The organism is Gilliamella sp. B2824 (assembly GCF_026536245.1).
Lineage (GTDB): Bacteria > Pseudomonadota > Gammaproteobacteria > Enterobacterales > Orbaceae > Gilliamella.
Genome location: NZ_JAFNON010000001.1, coordinates 16,690 through 31,362 on the forward strand (window position 1 = coordinate 16,690; position 14,673 = coordinate 31,362).

Here is a 14,673-nt window from a genome sequence, read left to right on the forward strand (position 1 = left end):
TTTATATTGTTATCTAACTATCGATAACGCCCATTTGAATATGATATTTTTTGACTTTATATTGTAAAGTTGTACGGGAAATATTCAATAATTTAGCCGCAGTAATAATTTTGCCATTGGCTTGATTTAATGCATCAATAATTAATTGACGTTCATAATTTTCCACTTGTTCAGTTAAATTATTACCGTTAGGTGGGGTAGTTGGATTATTTTTGTCGGATTGATTATTTGTTTCAACTACGGCATATGGGCTGTTAATATCAAATAATTCTTCATCTAAGGTTATTTGTTGTAATTCGCCCGGTTCACTTTGTAATACCATACTTCGTACAATTGCATTCTCTAGCATTCTTACATTGCCAGGCCATGGTGCTGACATTAACTGTTTAAGTGCATGTTCACTAATACCACTAATAATAACGTTAAAATCATTTTTATGTTTATCGATAAAATAACGCGCTAAAACCGGAATATCTTCTGTTCGTTCTCGTAAAGCGGGTAATTTAATTAAACCAACATTTAAGCGATAAAAAAGATCGCTGCGCATTTTACCACTTTGTAACAGTTCCGCTGGGGATTCATTCATTGCTGCCACAATTCGAACATCTGAATGTATCTCTTTATTCCCCCCTAATTGCCAATAGGTTTTTTCCTGAAGAAATCGTAATAATTTGCTTTGCATATCTAAAGGCATAGCATTAAGTTCATCTAAAAATAGTGTGCCTCCGTTGGCGAGTTCTAAATAACCTTGTCGATTTTCAGCACCCGTAAATGCCCCTTTAACGGTTCCAAACAAAGTACTTTCGATAAGCGTTGTCGGTAATGCACTACAATTAAGTGAAATAAAAGCCTTATCACGGCGATGGCTGGTTTGATGAATTAATCGAGCAAATAATTCTTTGCCCGTGCCTGTTTCACCTACAATCAGTACAGGAACGTCGTTTCGACCTAAAATATTAGTTTGATCGATAACATCCTGCATTTTATTCGAAACAAAAACAATTTCAGGTAAAGGTTGTTCTTTATTTTGATACAGTTTTCTATTGAGTGTGAAGACTTGATCTTGAAGTTGCCTTACATCAGATAAATTACGGCCTATTTCTACCGCACCAATAATCTCTTTTTTACTGTTGTAAAGTGGTACTGTAGTATGTAAATAATCAACAAGTTTACCTAAATGATTATAGTAAGATTGGTAATTATCTTGATATTCCTTACCTTGTTGTAATGCTTGTAACATTGTACTATCTTCTTTCTTCAAATTAGGATAGACTTTGAGCAATGGTTTACCAATAGCTTGCTCTTCTGAGTAACCATCAAGATCTGCGCTTTCCTGATTGTAATAAATATATTTACCTTCTTTATCAATAATGGCCATTGGCTGATGCATTAAATCAAAAAAATGTTTAAATAGTTCTAATGCTTTTAATAATTCAGGATCGATTATCATGATATCCGTACCTTTGAAATTAGGATTATTTGCTAAATATAACTAGCTTTAGTTTGTTCAACCATCACTAATAATGACAAATATTCGTCATAAAAACATATTTTTTACTAAATGACTAATATTATTTCTATGCCTATATATTTAATTTATTGATTTTTAATTGTTTTTAAGTTGGCATGCTGATTGCATTACCTGAGAAAAGCCTTTTTTCTTATTCATTGTGTACTTTTTTATGTACTAATTAACTGGAGGTCATATGTCTGACACAATTATGTCTAATTATAACAAAATACGCACCAATCTTATAACCAAAGATCGTCGTTTTAGTGCGGAAGGTAGCAAACTTTGTTTTGATGGCATTGATTTAGTCGATTTAGCCAAAAAATATCCAACCCCTTTTTATGTGTTTTCTGAAAAAGAAATTGATCGTAACGTTCAAGAAATTAAAGATGCATTTAAGGCACATCCAAATACCAAAATTTTCTATGCATCTAAAACTTGTTCAGTCATGGGCGTACTCAAAGCGATTAAAGATGCGGGTATTTACGCTGAAGCTAATTCAATGTTTGAAGTGCGTAAATGTTTGGAAATTGGTTTTCCAGGAAGCCAAATTGTTTTCAACGGTGTGGTTAAAAAACCTGTTGATTTAGAATTTGCTATCAAAAATGATCTTTATATTATTAATGTTGATAGCTTATATGAACTTGATATTATTGATGAAATTTCACAGCGTTTGAAAAAAGTAGCAAACGTGTGTGTCCGTGTTGAACCAAATGTACCTTCTGCAACTCATGCAGAGTTAGTCACTGCTTATCATGCTAAATCAGGTATCGACCTTGAACAAGCTGAAGAAACTTGTCGTCGTATTCTTGAAATGCCTTATGTACATCTTCGTGGTTTACATATGCATGTTGGCGATCAGGTACCAGAAGCAGAACCTTTTGCTAAAGCAACCAAAGTATTAGTTGACGAATCACGCCGTTTAGAAGAAGTACTTGGCATTAAATTTGATTTAATCAACGTTGGTGGTGGTATTCCTGTTCCATATAAATATGATGAAGAAAATGGTAACCCATTAGAAGACAACATGTACGCAGGTATTACAGCACAAGATTTTGCTGATGCGGTAATTAAAGAAGTACACAAATGGCGTAAAGATGTTGAAATTTGTATTGAACCAGGACGTAAAGTAACAAGTTCAGCTGCTGTATTGTTAACCGAAGTAGCTTGTGAAAAACGTAAGACTAATTACGATTTAGACGGTAACATCGAAGAGCATGTTGAATGGAAATTTGTTGATGCAGGTTATAGTGTTCTTTCTGATAGTCAACATTTTGATTGGTTCTTCTATGTTTTCAATGCTTCAAGAATCAACGAAGCACATGATGAATACATCAAATTAGCAGGACCATTATGTGATGGCGGCGACTATTATCATGTAGGGGTTAAAGGTGAAGAATTTTTAATGCCAAAAGATACTCAAATTGGTGATATTGTCGCTTTCCTTGATGCGGGTGCTTATACCATCGAAAGCCAAACTGTTTATAACAATCGCCCACGTACTGCTGTTGTTATGATTGATAAAGAAGGCAAAGATCGATTGATTCGCCGTGAGGACACTTACGAAGATATGGTTGGATACGACGTGTATTAATCATGAGTTATCTGGGGCATATAGTGCTCCAGATATTATAATGTGAGGTTATTTTATGAGTGATTCTAAAGGTTCAAGTTTACTTGGTATTAAAGACATTGTATTTATGAATGTTATTGCAATACTAAGTTTACGTCAAATTCCTAATGTGGCGCCTTATGGGGCATCAGCAATGGTGCTTTGGTTACTTGCTGCATTTTGTTTGTTTTTCCCATTAGCGATGGTCTGTGGTGAACTTTCCACCGGTTGGCCGAAAGATGGTGGGATCTTTGTGTGGGTAAAAGAAGCGTTTGGTAAACGCATTGGTTGGATTGTTGTTGTTTGCTTCTTATTTTCTTGTGTGCTGTTTTTCCCACTCATGTTGCAATTTGGTTTTACCGCAATTGGCTATATGTTTAGTGCCGATTTGGCGCAAAATCAGGTGTTTATTGGTGTAGGATCGATGGTGGTATTCTGGATTTTGACACTGATGAATATTCGCGGTATGCAGTGGACCAAAATTATCAATAGTGTGAGTGCATGGCTTGGGGTATTTATTCCTGCTGCAATTATTGTGTTATTAGCCATTGTTTGGTTATTAACTGGTCACCCGATGGCAACTGATTATAGTCATGTTAGTGATTGGATCCCAGATTTAAGCAGTTGGGACACCATCGTGTTTTTATCTAGTATGATGTTTGCTTTTGCTGGTCTTGAAGTGGCACCTATGATTGCTGGACGTACTCGTGATCCACAACGAGACTTCCCTAAAGCGATGGCGGTATCGGCAATTGTAATTGTTGGTATTTACATGATTGGTACTTGGGCAATTAATACTTTATTACCTGCTGCTGATACTGATATTGTTGCTGGCGTAATGCAAGCGATGGAAGCAGCGGCTAAAGAGTTACATATGCCTTGGTTATTACCGGTTATGGCAATTTGTTTATTCTTTGGTGCATTAGGTCAAATTAACTCATGGTTAGTTGGTCCTATTTATATGTTACAAGAAGCATCTAAAGAAGATAATTTGCTTGGTGAACGTATTGGTCGTTTACATCCTGTATATCAAACACCAGCATTTGCTTTAGTTATCCAAGCAATAATTGTAACGGTACTTTGTTTCTCAACGTTTGTATCACCAAGTATTGCGGCAGCTTATTGGATGTTAACCGCATTAACAACAATTTGTTACTTTATTCCTTACTTAGTGATGTTTATTGCTTACTATCGTTTACGTATTACTCAACCAGATGTACCACGTAGCTTTAAGATACCAGGTAAAGTATTACCAATTGTTTTACCCGGTTTAGGATTCTTATCTACGCTATTTGCGGTGATCTTAGTCTTTATTCCACCTGCACAAATTGATATGGGTGGTTATGTTGAGTATATTGCGAAAATTGTTGGTGGTGCAGTGCTTGCAATTGTCCTAGCTGAATGGATATATTACCGAGCACAAAAACGTAATCGTTTGCAACAACAATAATATAGAGGAGTAAGAGTATGTACAAACCTATATTGGAAATTGATTTGCGCAAATTAAGGAATAATGCGCGAGTCGAAAAAGAGATACTTGCTAAGCACGGCATTGAAGTGATGGCGGTCAATAAAGTCTTTGACGGTTGCGTTGAAACCGCCAAGGCGGTGCTTGATGGTGGTATTGATGTAATTGCCGAGTCAAGAACTTACAATCTAAAAAAACTTAAAGACGCGTTAAATTGCAAAACGTGTTTATTACGTAGTCCTTGTTTGAGTGAAATTAGTGATGTTGTTAAATATGCTGACATTAGCTTAAACAGTGAAAAACAAGTTATCCAAGCACTTTCTGATGAAGCGGTTAAACAGCAGAAAATTCATCAGGTTTTATTAATGGTGGATATGGGTGATTTACGTGAAGGTATTTGGTTTGAACATGTTGATGATATCATCGATACTGTCAAGCTTATCTTATCGTTACCGGGTGTTGAACTTTATGGTCTTGGAACAAACTTCAATTGCTATGGTACGGTTTTACCGACTGTAAAAAATGGAGTAGACTTTTTACAAATTGCGCGTAAAGTAGAGCAAGCTTGTAACATTAAGATCAAATATTTATCAGCGGGTAACTGTACGAGTTATCATTTACTTGATAAAGGTGTTTGGCCTGAAGGCTTAAATCACATCAGAATTGGTGGTTTACATGAGTTTGGTATTGAGTATGTGGATATGAAGTATTTAGATGAATTCCATCACTCAAATAAACCTGTCGATAAAGCATGCAGTAATTTGTATAAATTGTATGCGCAAATTATTGAACTCAATAGTAAACCAACTGTTCCTGTTGGTGAGTTAGGTGTAGATGCGTTTTTAAATAGTAAAACTTTTGTTGATCATGGTACGCGTAAACGCGCACTTCTCGCTTTTGGACGTCAAGATGTACCGTCTGAAAACTGTGTACCGATTAATGATAGTATTACTGTTTTAGGACAGACCAGTGATCATACTATTGTCGATATTGAAGATGTTACTGAAACATTGCGTGTTGGCGATATCATTGGTTTTGAACTTGATTACACAGCATTACTTATGGCTTGCCAAACAAATGGTGTAGAAAAACGTTTTATTTATTAATTCGTGTTAGCTGCTGGTTACGCCAGCAGCTGTTATTAATTATTAGGCGGTTTACATGGCAACATCAGAATCACAAGAAAGTCCTTATCCCAGTAGCTTAAAGAAAAATCTAAAAAATCGTCACTTATTGATGATTTCGTTAGGGGGATCAATCGGTACGGGATTGTTTATTGGTATTGCAGCACCGCTTAGTACAGTAGGCCCATTAGGTACTATTATTGCTTATTTAATGGCTGGCAGTATTATGCTTGCAACTATGTTATGCTTAGGTGAACTTTCTTGTGCTTTTCCCCACGCTGGTTCTTTTCAACATTATGCATTAATGTTTATTCCGAACCCAATTTGGAGTTATACCATTGGTTGGTTATATTGGTTAAGTTGGGTGCTGTCGATGGCAGCTGATTTGACTGCTGCTGCTATGATAGCCCATCAAGTTTTTCCTGCAATTCCTATTTATCTTTTTAGTCTTTTAATCCTTACAGTTATTACTTGTGTGCATTTAACTTCTGTTCGTGCATTTGGTGAAAGTGAATATTGGTTTTCAACCATTAAAGTCTTGGCGATTATTGCGTTTATTTGTATTGGCATTTATTTGTTATGTCAAGAATATAACCAAACCCACGTGTTACCAACACTTAAGACAGAACATGGCTGGTTTCCGAATGGTTTTTTATCGATTTTTGTCTGTATGACCATTGTAACTTATTCGTTTCAAGGTGTTGAGTTAATTGGTAATGCTGCTGGTGAAGCGCAATCACCACAAGCAGTATTACCCAAAATTATTACTGGCGTTGCTTTTCGAATCATTTTGTTTTACGTGTTAGCGATTGCGGTATTAGCACTGGTTTATCCTTATGGCACAGAACATACCGAGATCAGTCCTTTTATATGGGTATTTAATAAGGCAGGTATTAGCTTTGCTTCTTATGGGATGCTGTTTGTTATTTTTTGTGCTGCCATTTCAGCTGCTAATTCAGCAATTTATGCTAGCTCAAGAATGTTATGGTCTATGGCTCAAGATAACTTAGCCCCTAAATATTTTTCAGATGTGAATAAACGAGGTGTGCCAACAAAAGGGATTTTATTTATTGCACTGATTGCATTAGTATCCTTATTTTCTAAATATATTGCGGCTGAAAAACTTTATATCTATTTAGTTGCAGGTACCGGACAGGTCGGTTGTTTTGCTTGGATTGTTATAGCTTGGTGCCAGTACCGTTTTCGTAAAGGCGTCAATACTGGTCAGTACCCTAAAGAGATGATTAAATTCAGATCGCCTTTATTTCCTTGGTTAGCCATTATATCAATTATTGCAAATACAGTGATTATTATGGGGGTTTGGTTTGATGAGTCAGGTTACTTCATTCTATTATCTGAGCTAGTGTTAATTGCTATTATTCTTATTTCTTACTTTTTTTATAAAAAACGTAATCCCGACAAAAGCCATTAATCGGCACTTTGTATGTAATCGAGTCAATAAACATATTGTCTTGATTACATAGGACTGATTATTAGTAGCAAACTGTATTATTGTTGAAATCAAATATAATCATGTTTTGTTAATTATATCTCAATTTGTTTGTACTATTTTAGAAAAGCAGCTACACCAGTAAAAACAACTTGTGCCGCAATAGCGGATATAAGTAATCCAGTCAATTTTGATAAAATTGATATACCGGTATTTTTTAGCACTTTAGCGATTGTTTTAGCGCATAGCAACATAGCATAGATACCTGAAGATGCAATGAATAATGAAATTGCACCAATCAAATTTTGTACAACACCCAACGAACTCGAACCTAACACAATGATGGTACCAATGGATGCCGGCCCCATACATAAAGGAATTGCTAAGGGCACAACACTAATATCTTCATCGCTACTTATTTTATTCTTTTCTGGTGAGTCATTCATCAACGAAACCGCTGTAATAAAGAGTAACGCACCGGAGCCAATTCTAAATGCATCAAGAGTAAAACCAAAAACACTAAACATAGTATTACCAAAAAAGAATAACACAATACCAATAATAAAAACGGCACACGATGTTTTAAGTGCTGTTTTACGGCGTAGTTGTTCATCATATTGTTTTGTGCCACTTAAAAATGCGCTCAAAACTGCTGGTGGTGTCATTAATGCAAACAATTTTATAGTTGTTGCAAGAATTTCGAAAAGATAGTCACCCATAGCATAACCTTCAAAAGAATAATAAAATTTGCTTTAACTTTGTCAACGCTAGATAGTTGGCAGGAAAAAATATGTTTTTAAATATAAAAACGGTCACCGTAAAGGTGACCATCATTAGACAGATATATTTTATATTGTTTTTTTAAATCATTAACCAATAAAGAATTAGTTAAGGCGCTCTTTAATACGAGCCGCTTTACCACGAAGTTCGCGTAAGTAGTAAAGTTTAGCTTGACGTACTTGACCACGACGTTTCACAGTAATTGAATCAACAATTGGTGAGTGAGTTTGGAATACTCGTTCAACACCTTCGCCGTTCGAAATTTTACGTACTGTAAATGCAGAATGTAAACCACGATTGCGAATTGCAATAACCACACCTTCATAAGCTTGAAGACGTTTTTTGTTACCTTCAACAACCCATACTTTTACTTCAATCGTATCGCCTGGGCGAAAAGACGGGATGTCTTTTTTCATTTGTTCTTGTTCTAATTGCTGAATAATTGCATTTTTCATAATGTTATCTCTTACTAGTTATACTGAAATTTTAGTTGCTTTGTTTATCACGGTATTCTTGTTGAAATTCAGTGAGTAAACATTGCTCTTCATCAGTCAGAGCTAGATTTTCAAGAAGATCGTCTCTTCTCAACCAAGTTCGTCCTAGTGATTGTTTCAATCGCCAGCGACGAATCGCTTCATGGTGACCAGACATTAACACATCGGGCACCGCCATTCCATCTAACACCTCTGGTCTGGTATAGTGTGGACAATCAAGTAAACCGTTAGCAAAAGAGTCTTCTTCTGCTGATGATTCATGATTCAACACGCCAGGAATAAATCTTGCTAGAGCATCAATCATGGTCATTGCCGGTAATTCACCGCCACTTAACACGTAATCCCCAATTGACCATTCTTCATCAATTTCGGTTTGGATAACGCGTTCATCTATACCTTCGTATCGACCACAAATCAAAATCAATTTTTGATATTGTGACAACTCGCAAACACCTTGTTGGTTTAATTTGCGCCCTTGCGGGGAAAGATAGATTACTTTTGTATCGTTACCTGCTACTGCTTTCGCTGCATGAATGGCATCTCTAAGTGGTTGTACCATCATTAACATGCCGGGACCGCCACCATAAGGTCTGTCATCGACAGTCTTATGCTTATCATGCGCAAAATCGCGCGGGTTCCAATAATCTACTGTTAACAGTCCATTTTTTACGGCTCGACCAGTTACACCATAACAGGTAATAGCTTGGAACATTTCGGGAAAAAGGCTAATTACGCCAATCCACATATTCTTACCTTACCAATTAAAATGCTGGATCCCAATCGACCACAATCATTTTTGTTGTTAAATCAACTTGTTTAATAAATTGTTCTTCAACAAAAGGAATTAAACGTTCTGTTGCTCCAAATGCATCTTTTAGATTTGCTTTAACAACCAACACATCATTAGAACCGGTTTCCATTAAATCAGTGACCTGACCTAAGTCATAACCATTAATTGTTTTTACTCGGCAACCAATCAGATCTTTCCAATAAAAATCACCATTATTAAGTTCTGGTAATTTTTCTGCATCGACAAATACTTCGGCATTAGTTAATGCATTGGCTTGATCACGATCGTCAACACCTTTGAGTTTCACAATCATGTCTTGATTATGGGGTTTAAAGCTTTCTACGATTACTTCTTGCCATTGCCCAGCACGCTGAATATACCAAGGTGTGTAATCAAAAATACTATCTGGAAATTCTGTAAACGAAAAAATCCTGAGCCATCCACGAATGCCGTAGCTTGAACCAAGTTTACCCACAACAATTAGATTCTCAGTATTCATCATTACAATTACTATTAGTTACTAATATTAAGCAGCTTTTTGTGCTTGTTTGATCAATGTATTAACACGATCAGAAACGGTTGCACCTAAACCTACCCAATGATTTACGCGATCAAGATCTAAACGTAATTCTTCCGCTTTACCTTGTGCAATTGGATTAAAAAAGCCAACGCGCTCAATAAAACGACCATCACGTGGGTTACGGCTATCAGTGACAACTACTTGATAAAAAGGGCGCTTTTTAGAGCCACCACGAGCTAAACGAATAGTTACCATAACATCCTCTTAAATTAAAAAATAATCTTTATCTTGTCCAACATGGACAAAATCAAAGCCCCGAAATTATACTCTTTCTGGCAAAAAGTGCAATGGCTGTTTATGGCTGATAAAAGGTAATACATTTATTAATCAATATCTATAAATAATCAATCTCACCAATAATAATTACTGGGATTGATTCGGTTCAAAAAACAATCATTAACAGTCGTTTTAATCTATATCTTTACCCATTAATGCCGCACTTAGCCCTTTTCCATGCATATCAAGCGCTAAAGAGCAAGTTATGCCACGGGTGATTGCACAATTTTTTTATACCTCCAAATAGCTGATAACTGTTTGACTAGCTGTCATTCAATTAGCGTTGAGTCAATTGCAATAATCTCTTTGACAGCTTTACGAGCACATCACCCATGACGGTAACATGATCTTTGGCTATTTGTTTAAACGTTACTTGCGAAAAATCGGCAACTCGTTCTGTAATGACAATATTAGCAGAAATACCGACTTTAAAAGATATTCATGCAGATTTATTGTTTTCAGGTGAGTTTTATTTGATTTGCCACAAAGATAATGTTCTTGAGTAGAAACAATCGGTTGAATTAAAGGAGTTAGAAAGGCATAACTTTATTGCTTTTTTAAAAGGTATAATTATTTGTATTTATACTAAAACAATTGACGCAGCTATAACATTCAATATGCTATAGAAGTTAGGCTGTAGACATTTATGATGGGATTAGTTTCAGTTAATCATGGGATTAGTATTACAACTAGGTTAACCTTATTTCAATTTGAACATGACAATATTGCGGTAATCTTACTTGAAGGCATCTCGCTCAAAAGAGCAGTTTATCTGATTAAGCAAAGAGATCGACAATTACTAAAATCAGCTTAAAAATTTTATCAATTTATTAGGAATAATAACATGATAAATTAATATATTAATTTATTTGTATATTGTACTTAATATTGTCTTAATTTTTTGTTTTTTTCTTAAAGAAAGCTCGTTTTAACACGTCAAAAAAACCTAGTGAACGTACCATTTTTTGTCCATCAATATAAACACGAATAGCTCTAAGTACTTGTTTAGGTTGTTTAGAAGCAAAGGTAAAAGTACCATCTTTTTTGGTTTGAATTGAATAACGTGGAATCCATTTACCACCAAATAGTACCGATGCAATAACAAAATCGACTTCATTCCAAGGAATTTGAATATATTTGCGCGGATCATGCTGATGATAAAACTCAAAAGCTTTGTCTCCGATTATAATATTGCCATATTCCGTTAAACCAGTAAATGCTGTTGCTTTTACCGTTAAATCAATCTTCGTGTTTAATGATTGAACCATCTATTGTGTCCCTAAACCAGACTTGAATTAGTGATGATATCCTTTTCATCATCGTTATGTGATGAAAAGGATAGTTTGATTATTAAGAATTTGTTGCTTTAAACTAAAACGGTATATTTTAAAAATACGTTGGTTAAAATATTATCTTTTATAAAAGACCAATAACGTGGCCAATAATACCTACAACAAATAATCCAAGGATAATGATAATAGGTGAGACTTTTTTACGTAGTAACCACATACATAAAAATGTTAAAAGTAATGGTACAAGTCCTGGTATTAATTGATCCAAGTTATTTTGCAAGGTAGTCACTTTTTCTTGTGTCAAAGATAATCCAGCTTGCATTTGTTGTAATGCTTTTTGAATGCCTTCCGCACCAGCGGGTAATGCATTCCAATCAATAAATGCACCATTATCTAATTTTACGGTTGAAACGACTGGTTGGAATTTTATCGATACCCACCTTTGTACCAAAGCCGCCAGTACAAACATCCCTAAAATAGACGCACCTTTCGTAATTTTTTGGAGTAAACCACCAGATAAATTATCGGTAATTTTTGAGCCAGTACGATAACCAAACTCTTGGGTATACCACATGAAGCTCCAACGAATAATGTTCCAAAGTAAGAAGAATAGAATTGGCCCCATAATGTTACCGCTAAGTGCAAGCGATGCTCCAAGTGCACCAAGCATTGGTCTTACTGTAAACCAGAATACTGGATCACCCACGCCAGCTAACGGTCCCATCATCCCAACTTTCACCCCTTGGATCGCAACATCATCAACCGCAGCGCCGTTGGCACGCTCTTCTTCTAGCGCAAGCGTTACCCCTAGCACAGGTGATGCTAAATAGGGATGAGTGTTAAAAAACTCTAAGTGACGTTTTAATGCAGCAGAGCGATCTTCTTTGCTGGTATATAATTTTTTGATAGCTGGGATCATTGAGTAAACCCAACCACCATTTTGCATACGTTCATAATTCCAAGAACCTTGGAGGAAAGTCGAACGCCAAGCAACCGCTAAACGATCTTTTTTGCTTAATTGAATTCTATCAGTCATTTTTTTTCTCCAAGTTCTTAGTAATCATTTAAAATGTCGTCAAGTGGATCGCCTTTATCGCCGCCATTTGAAGAGTTTCCGCGTTCAGAAAGGCTAAGATAGATTAACGCCAAGGCAATGCCGAGCGCACCTAGCGCAATTAAGGTTAATTGTGATATCGCTGCAACCACAAAGCCAATAATGAAAAATGGCCATACTTCGCGGTTTGCCATCATATTAATGACCATGGCGTAACCAACCGCAACAACCATTCCTCCACCAATTGCCATACCTGTTGTTAACCATTCAGGCATCGCTTCTAATGCGCCTTTTACCGTTTCAGCAGGGATAAATAAAAGAGCTGCTGCTGGGATTGCGATTCTTAGACCTTGCAAACAGATCCCCAAAATTTGCAATAATTCTATTTTACGAATATTTGCTTCTTCTGCTGCAGCATCCATCATATGGACTAATGGAACAGCAATGGTTCGCACAATCATAGTTAAGAATAATCCAGCTACAGCAAGTGGAATGGCAACTGCAATTGCGGTTGAAACACCAGCGACACCTTGCCCACCTAAAACTAAAATGATAGATGAAGCCACTGCGGCTAATGCTGCATCAGGTGCGACTGCTGCCCCAATGTTTGCCCAACCTAATGCAATCATTTGTAATGATCCACCTAATACAATACCCGCTTCTAAATTTCCGGTCACAAGTCCAATCAACGAACAAGCAACCAAAGGTTGATGAAATTGAAACTGATCTAAAATCCCTTCCATACCAGCTAGGAAGGCAATAACTATCACCAAAATGATAGCAATAATTGATAATGTCATAATATAACCCCTTAAATAAACTAATTCTTTTGCTCAGCTAATTCTTGTTTCGCTTTCTTTAATAATTCATCCATATTATCGTTAGAATCATTAGGTACTTTACGAACGTCAAATTTGACGTTTTTAGCTTTTAACTTTTCGAAGGTTTCAACGTCTTGTGCATTCATTGATAACACTTTATTAACCATGACCTTACCCACAGAATGTGCCATCGAACCAACATTGACAACATTGATATCAACACCACCTTCAATGGTTCTTAATACATCTTCAGGGTTTTCAAATAGCAATAAAGCTTTGGTATTGCCAAAACGAGGATCATGCGAAACTTCAATGATTTTTTTGATAGGAACCACGTTTGCTTTCACACCTGGAGGCGCCGCTTCTTCAATCAGTTTTTTTCTTAACTGGTCCTTAGCAACTGAATCTGATACGACAATAATACGGGTAGGATTGGTTGATTTTGTCCAAGAAGTGGCGACTTGACCATGTAATAAGCGAGAATCGATACGAGCTAACACAATTTTCATCTTTCCATCACCGACAACTGTACCTTCTGGAATAGCTTCAGCGGGTTTAGATGTTTGTGTTTTGGCAGGTTCAACTGTTGCGCGAATGCCTTCTTTAGCAGATTCTAAAATTGCTGATGCAATTTCTTTGGCTGTTTCCATCGAAAAGCGTGATGAGTAAGCTTCAATTAACATAGGTAAGTTTAAACCAGCTACAATCGCCCAATTACTATGTTCACCACATAAATTATTCGCTTGATTGAAAGGTGTTCCGCCCCATAAATCCACTAAAAAAAGCACTTCATCTTGATTATCGAATGTTGCTATTGCAGCAAGCATTCTCTCTTTTAAACTTTCAGGACTATCACTTGGATGCAAGGTAACCGCTTTAACGTTTTCTTGTTCACCAAATATCATTGTTCCTGATTGTAGAATCCCTTCTGCAAACTCGCCATGAGTTGCAAGAATAATTCCTACCATAGATCTTCCTCCAAATATTTATCTCATTGGATAATAATAAATTACTTTAAATGAGCACCAAAAACTAGTTTGGTTTAGTTAAGTCATATGTAAAAACATTGAACATAAATAGTCTGTTTATAAAAAATATGAGGTACATAGTTGTTTGTAAAACAAATGTTTATATTCCTAATTTTTATATAATTAACTGTTAAATCATAACATTTATTAATAAGTTAAGTATAGATAATCTATTTTTTTATAGAAGAATTTTATCTATTTTTAAAAAATCATTTATTCTTGTTACGAAATTTTGCTAATTATTGATCATCCATCTAATAATGGATACTGTTATTTTATGCTTATTGATAATCAGTATTTAATCTTATTATATGATGATTATTACTGGTTATTGACGCAAAATTAATTATCAGTTATTTAATCCATAATGATGGATTTTGATATTAAATCAACA

At 35.7% G+C, this 14,673-nt stretch carries 14 protein-coding genes and 2 pseudogenes; 5 read left to right on the top strand and 11 right to left on the bottom strand.

The features are described from left to right. Positions 1 to 13: 13 nt before the first annotated feature. On the bottom strand, positions 14 to 1,450 hold the full coding sequence (locus tag J3U56_RS00060) for a sigma-54 interaction domain-containing protein (protein WP_267333812.1): 1,437 nt from the start codon (positions 1,448 to 1,450) through the stop codon (positions 14 to 16). A 256-nt stretch (positions 1,451 to 1,706) separates the two neighbouring features. On the opposite strand from J3U56_RS00060, the gene J3U56_RS00065 reads away from it, so the two are divergent. From J3U56_RS00065 to J3U56_RS00080, 4 genes are read left to right on the top strand one after another with little or no spacing between them, the layout of a single operon-like run. After that, a complete protein-coding gene (locus J3U56_RS00065) occupies positions 1,707 to 3,104 on the top strand; it encodes a diaminopimelate decarboxylase family protein (RefSeq protein WP_267333811.1) in 1,398 nt (465 codons plus the stop codon). Positions 3,105 to 3,159: 55 nt separating this feature from the next. After that, positions 3,160 to 4,572 (top strand): APC family permease, encoded by a 1,413-nt coding sequence (locus tag J3U56_RS00070; protein WP_065633707.1) that lies wholly within the window; start codon positions 3,160 to 3,162, stop codon positions 4,570 to 4,572. A 17-nt stretch (positions 4,573 to 4,589) separates the two neighbouring features. Next, a complete protein-coding gene (locus tag J3U56_RS00075; RefSeq protein ID WP_065633706.1) occupies positions 4,590 to 5,696 on the top strand; it encodes an alanine/ornithine racemase family PLP-dependent enzyme in 1,107 nt (368 codons plus the stop codon). A 55-nt stretch (positions 5,697 to 5,751) separates the two neighbouring features. Next, positions 5,752 to 7,146, top strand: a complete 1,395-nt coding sequence (locus J3U56_RS00080) for an amino acid permease (RefSeq protein WP_267333809.1) — start codon at positions 5,752 to 5,754, stop codon at positions 7,144 to 7,146. Between the two features lie 134 nt (positions 7,147 to 7,280). Here J3U56_RS00080 and J3U56_RS00085 read toward each other — a convergent pair whose 3' ends face one another. From J3U56_RS00085 to rpsP, 5 genes are all read right to left on the bottom strand, one after another. Next, complete coding sequence (locus J3U56_RS00085) at positions 7,281 to 7,883, bottom strand: MarC family protein (RefSeq protein ID WP_267333808.1); 603 nt, start codon at positions 7,881 to 7,883, stop codon at positions 7,281 to 7,283. Positions 7,884 to 8,048: 165 nt separating this feature from the next. Further along, complete coding sequence (gene rplS, locus J3U56_RS00090; protein ID WP_065633703.1) at positions 8,049 to 8,399, bottom strand: 50S ribosomal protein L19; 351 nt, start codon at positions 8,397 to 8,399, stop codon at positions 8,049 to 8,051. 31 nt (positions 8,400 to 8,430) lie between these two features. Further along, positions 8,431 to 9,183 carry a tRNA (guanosine(37)-N1)-methyltransferase TrmD gene (trmD, locus tag J3U56_RS00095; protein WP_267333807.1) on the bottom strand — a complete coding sequence of 251 codons (753 nt, stop codon included), beginning with the start codon at positions 9,181 to 9,183 and terminating at the stop codon, positions 8,431 to 8,433. 16 nt (positions 9,184 to 9,199) lie between these two features. Beyond that, the gene (gene rimM / locus J3U56_RS00100; RefSeq protein ID WP_141671527.1) at positions 9,200 to 9,730 is read right to left on the bottom strand and encodes a ribosome maturation factor RimM; all 531 of its coding nucleotides are present in this window, start codon (positions 9,728 to 9,730) and stop codon (positions 9,200 to 9,202) included. 24 nt (positions 9,731 to 9,754) lie between these two features. Further along, complete coding sequence (gene rpsP, locus J3U56_RS00105) at positions 9,755 to 10,003, bottom strand: 30S ribosomal protein S16 (RefSeq protein WP_025314644.1); 249 nt, start codon at positions 10,001 to 10,003, stop codon at positions 9,755 to 9,757. Positions 10,004 to 10,730: 727 nt separating this feature from the next. Between rpsP and J3U56_RS00110 the strand changes: the two genes are divergently transcribed. Further along, complete coding sequence (locus tag J3U56_RS00110) at positions 10,731 to 10,898, top strand: hypothetical protein (protein WP_267366261.1); 168 nt, start codon at positions 10,731 to 10,733, stop codon at positions 10,896 to 10,898. A 79-nt stretch (positions 10,899 to 10,977) separates the two neighbouring features. Here J3U56_RS00110 and J3U56_RS00115 read toward each other — a convergent pair whose 3' ends face one another. From J3U56_RS00115 to J3U56_RS12085, 5 genes and pseudogenes are all read right to left on the bottom strand, one after another. Further along, on the bottom strand, positions 10,978 to 11,352 hold the full coding sequence (locus J3U56_RS00115; protein WP_267333805.1) for a DUF956 family protein: 375 nt from the start codon (positions 11,350 to 11,352) through the stop codon (positions 10,978 to 10,980). Positions 11,353 to 11,500: 148 nt separating this feature from the next. Then, on the bottom strand, positions 11,501 to 12,412 hold the full coding sequence (locus J3U56_RS00120) for a PTS system mannose/fructose/sorbose family transporter subunit IID (protein ID WP_065633698.1): 912 nt from the start codon (positions 12,410 to 12,412) through the stop codon (positions 11,501 to 11,503). Positions 12,413 to 12,429: 17 nt separating this feature from the next. Beyond that, positions 12,430 to 13,230: a PTS mannose/fructose/sorbose transporter subunit IIC gene (locus J3U56_RS00125; RefSeq protein WP_065633697.1), complete on the bottom strand. Its 801-nt coding sequence runs from the start codon at positions 13,228 to 13,230 to the stop codon at positions 12,430 to 12,432. 20 nt (positions 13,231 to 13,250) lie between these two features. Continuing rightward, a pseudogene (locus J3U56_RS12080) lies at positions 13,251 to 13,799 on the bottom strand (PTS system mannose/fructose/N-acetylgalactosamine-transporter subunit IIB); the annotation flags it as partial. A gap of 47 nt (positions 13,800 to 13,846) precedes the next feature. Continuing rightward, positions 13,847 to 14,219 (bottom strand): annotated as a pseudogene (locus J3U56_RS12085) (PTS sugar transporter subunit IIA); the annotation flags it as partial. Between the last annotated feature and the right edge of the window lie 454 nt (positions 14,220 to 14,673).

What these genes read in the sequence shown, in the direction of transcription:
- J3U56_RS00060 (WP_267333812.1), bottom strand. Translation starts at nt 1,450, where the DNA reads ATGATAATCGATCCTGAATTATTAAAAGCATTAGAACTATTTAAACAT.
- J3U56_RS00065 (WP_267333811.1), top strand. Translation starts at nt 1,707, where the DNA reads ATGTCTGACACAATTATGTCTAATTATAACAAAATACGCACCAATCTT.
- J3U56_RS00070 (WP_065633707.1), top strand. Translation starts at nt 3,160, where the DNA reads ATGAGTGATTCTAAAGGTTCAAGTTTACTTGGTATTAAAGACATTGTA.
- J3U56_RS00075 (WP_065633706.1), top strand. Translation starts at nt 4,590, where the DNA reads ATGTACAAACCTATATTGGAAATTGATTTGCGCAAATTAAGGAATAAT.
- J3U56_RS00080 (WP_267333809.1), top strand. Translation starts at nt 5,752, where the DNA reads ATGGCAACATCAGAATCACAAGAAAGTCCTTATCCCAGTAGCTTAAAG.
- J3U56_RS00085 (WP_267333808.1), bottom strand. Translation starts at nt 7,883, where the DNA reads ATGGGTGACTATCTTTTCGAAATTCTTGCAACAACTATAAAATTGTTT.
- rplS (WP_065633703.1), bottom strand. Translation starts at nt 8,399, where the DNA reads ATGAAAAATGCAATTATTCAGCAATTAGAACAAGAACAAATGAAAAAA.
- trmD (WP_267333807.1), bottom strand. Translation starts at nt 9,183, where the DNA reads ATGTGGATTGGCGTAATTAGCCTTTTTCCCGAAATGTTCCAAGCTATT.
- rimM (WP_141671527.1), bottom strand. Translation starts at nt 9,730, where the DNA reads ATGATGAATACTGAGAATCTAATTGTTGTGGGTAAACTTGGTTCAAGC.
- rpsP (WP_025314644.1), bottom strand. Translation starts at nt 10,003, where the DNA reads ATGGTAACTATTCGTTTAGCTCGTGGTGGCTCTAAAAAGCGCCCTTTT.
- J3U56_RS00110 (WP_267366261.1), top strand. Translation starts at nt 10,731, where the DNA reads ATGATGGGATTAGTTTCAGTTAATCATGGGATTAGTATTACAACTAGG.
- J3U56_RS00115 (WP_267333805.1), bottom strand. Translation starts at nt 11,352, where the DNA reads ATGGTTCAATCATTAAACACGAAGATTGATTTAACGGTAAAAGCAACA.
- J3U56_RS00120 (WP_065633698.1), bottom strand. Translation starts at nt 12,412, where the DNA reads ATGACTGATAGAATTCAATTAAGCAAAAAAGATCGTTTAGCGGTTGCT.
- J3U56_RS00125 (WP_065633697.1), bottom strand. Translation starts at nt 13,230, where the DNA reads ATGACATTATCAATTATTGCTATCATTTTGGTGATAGTTATTGCCTTC.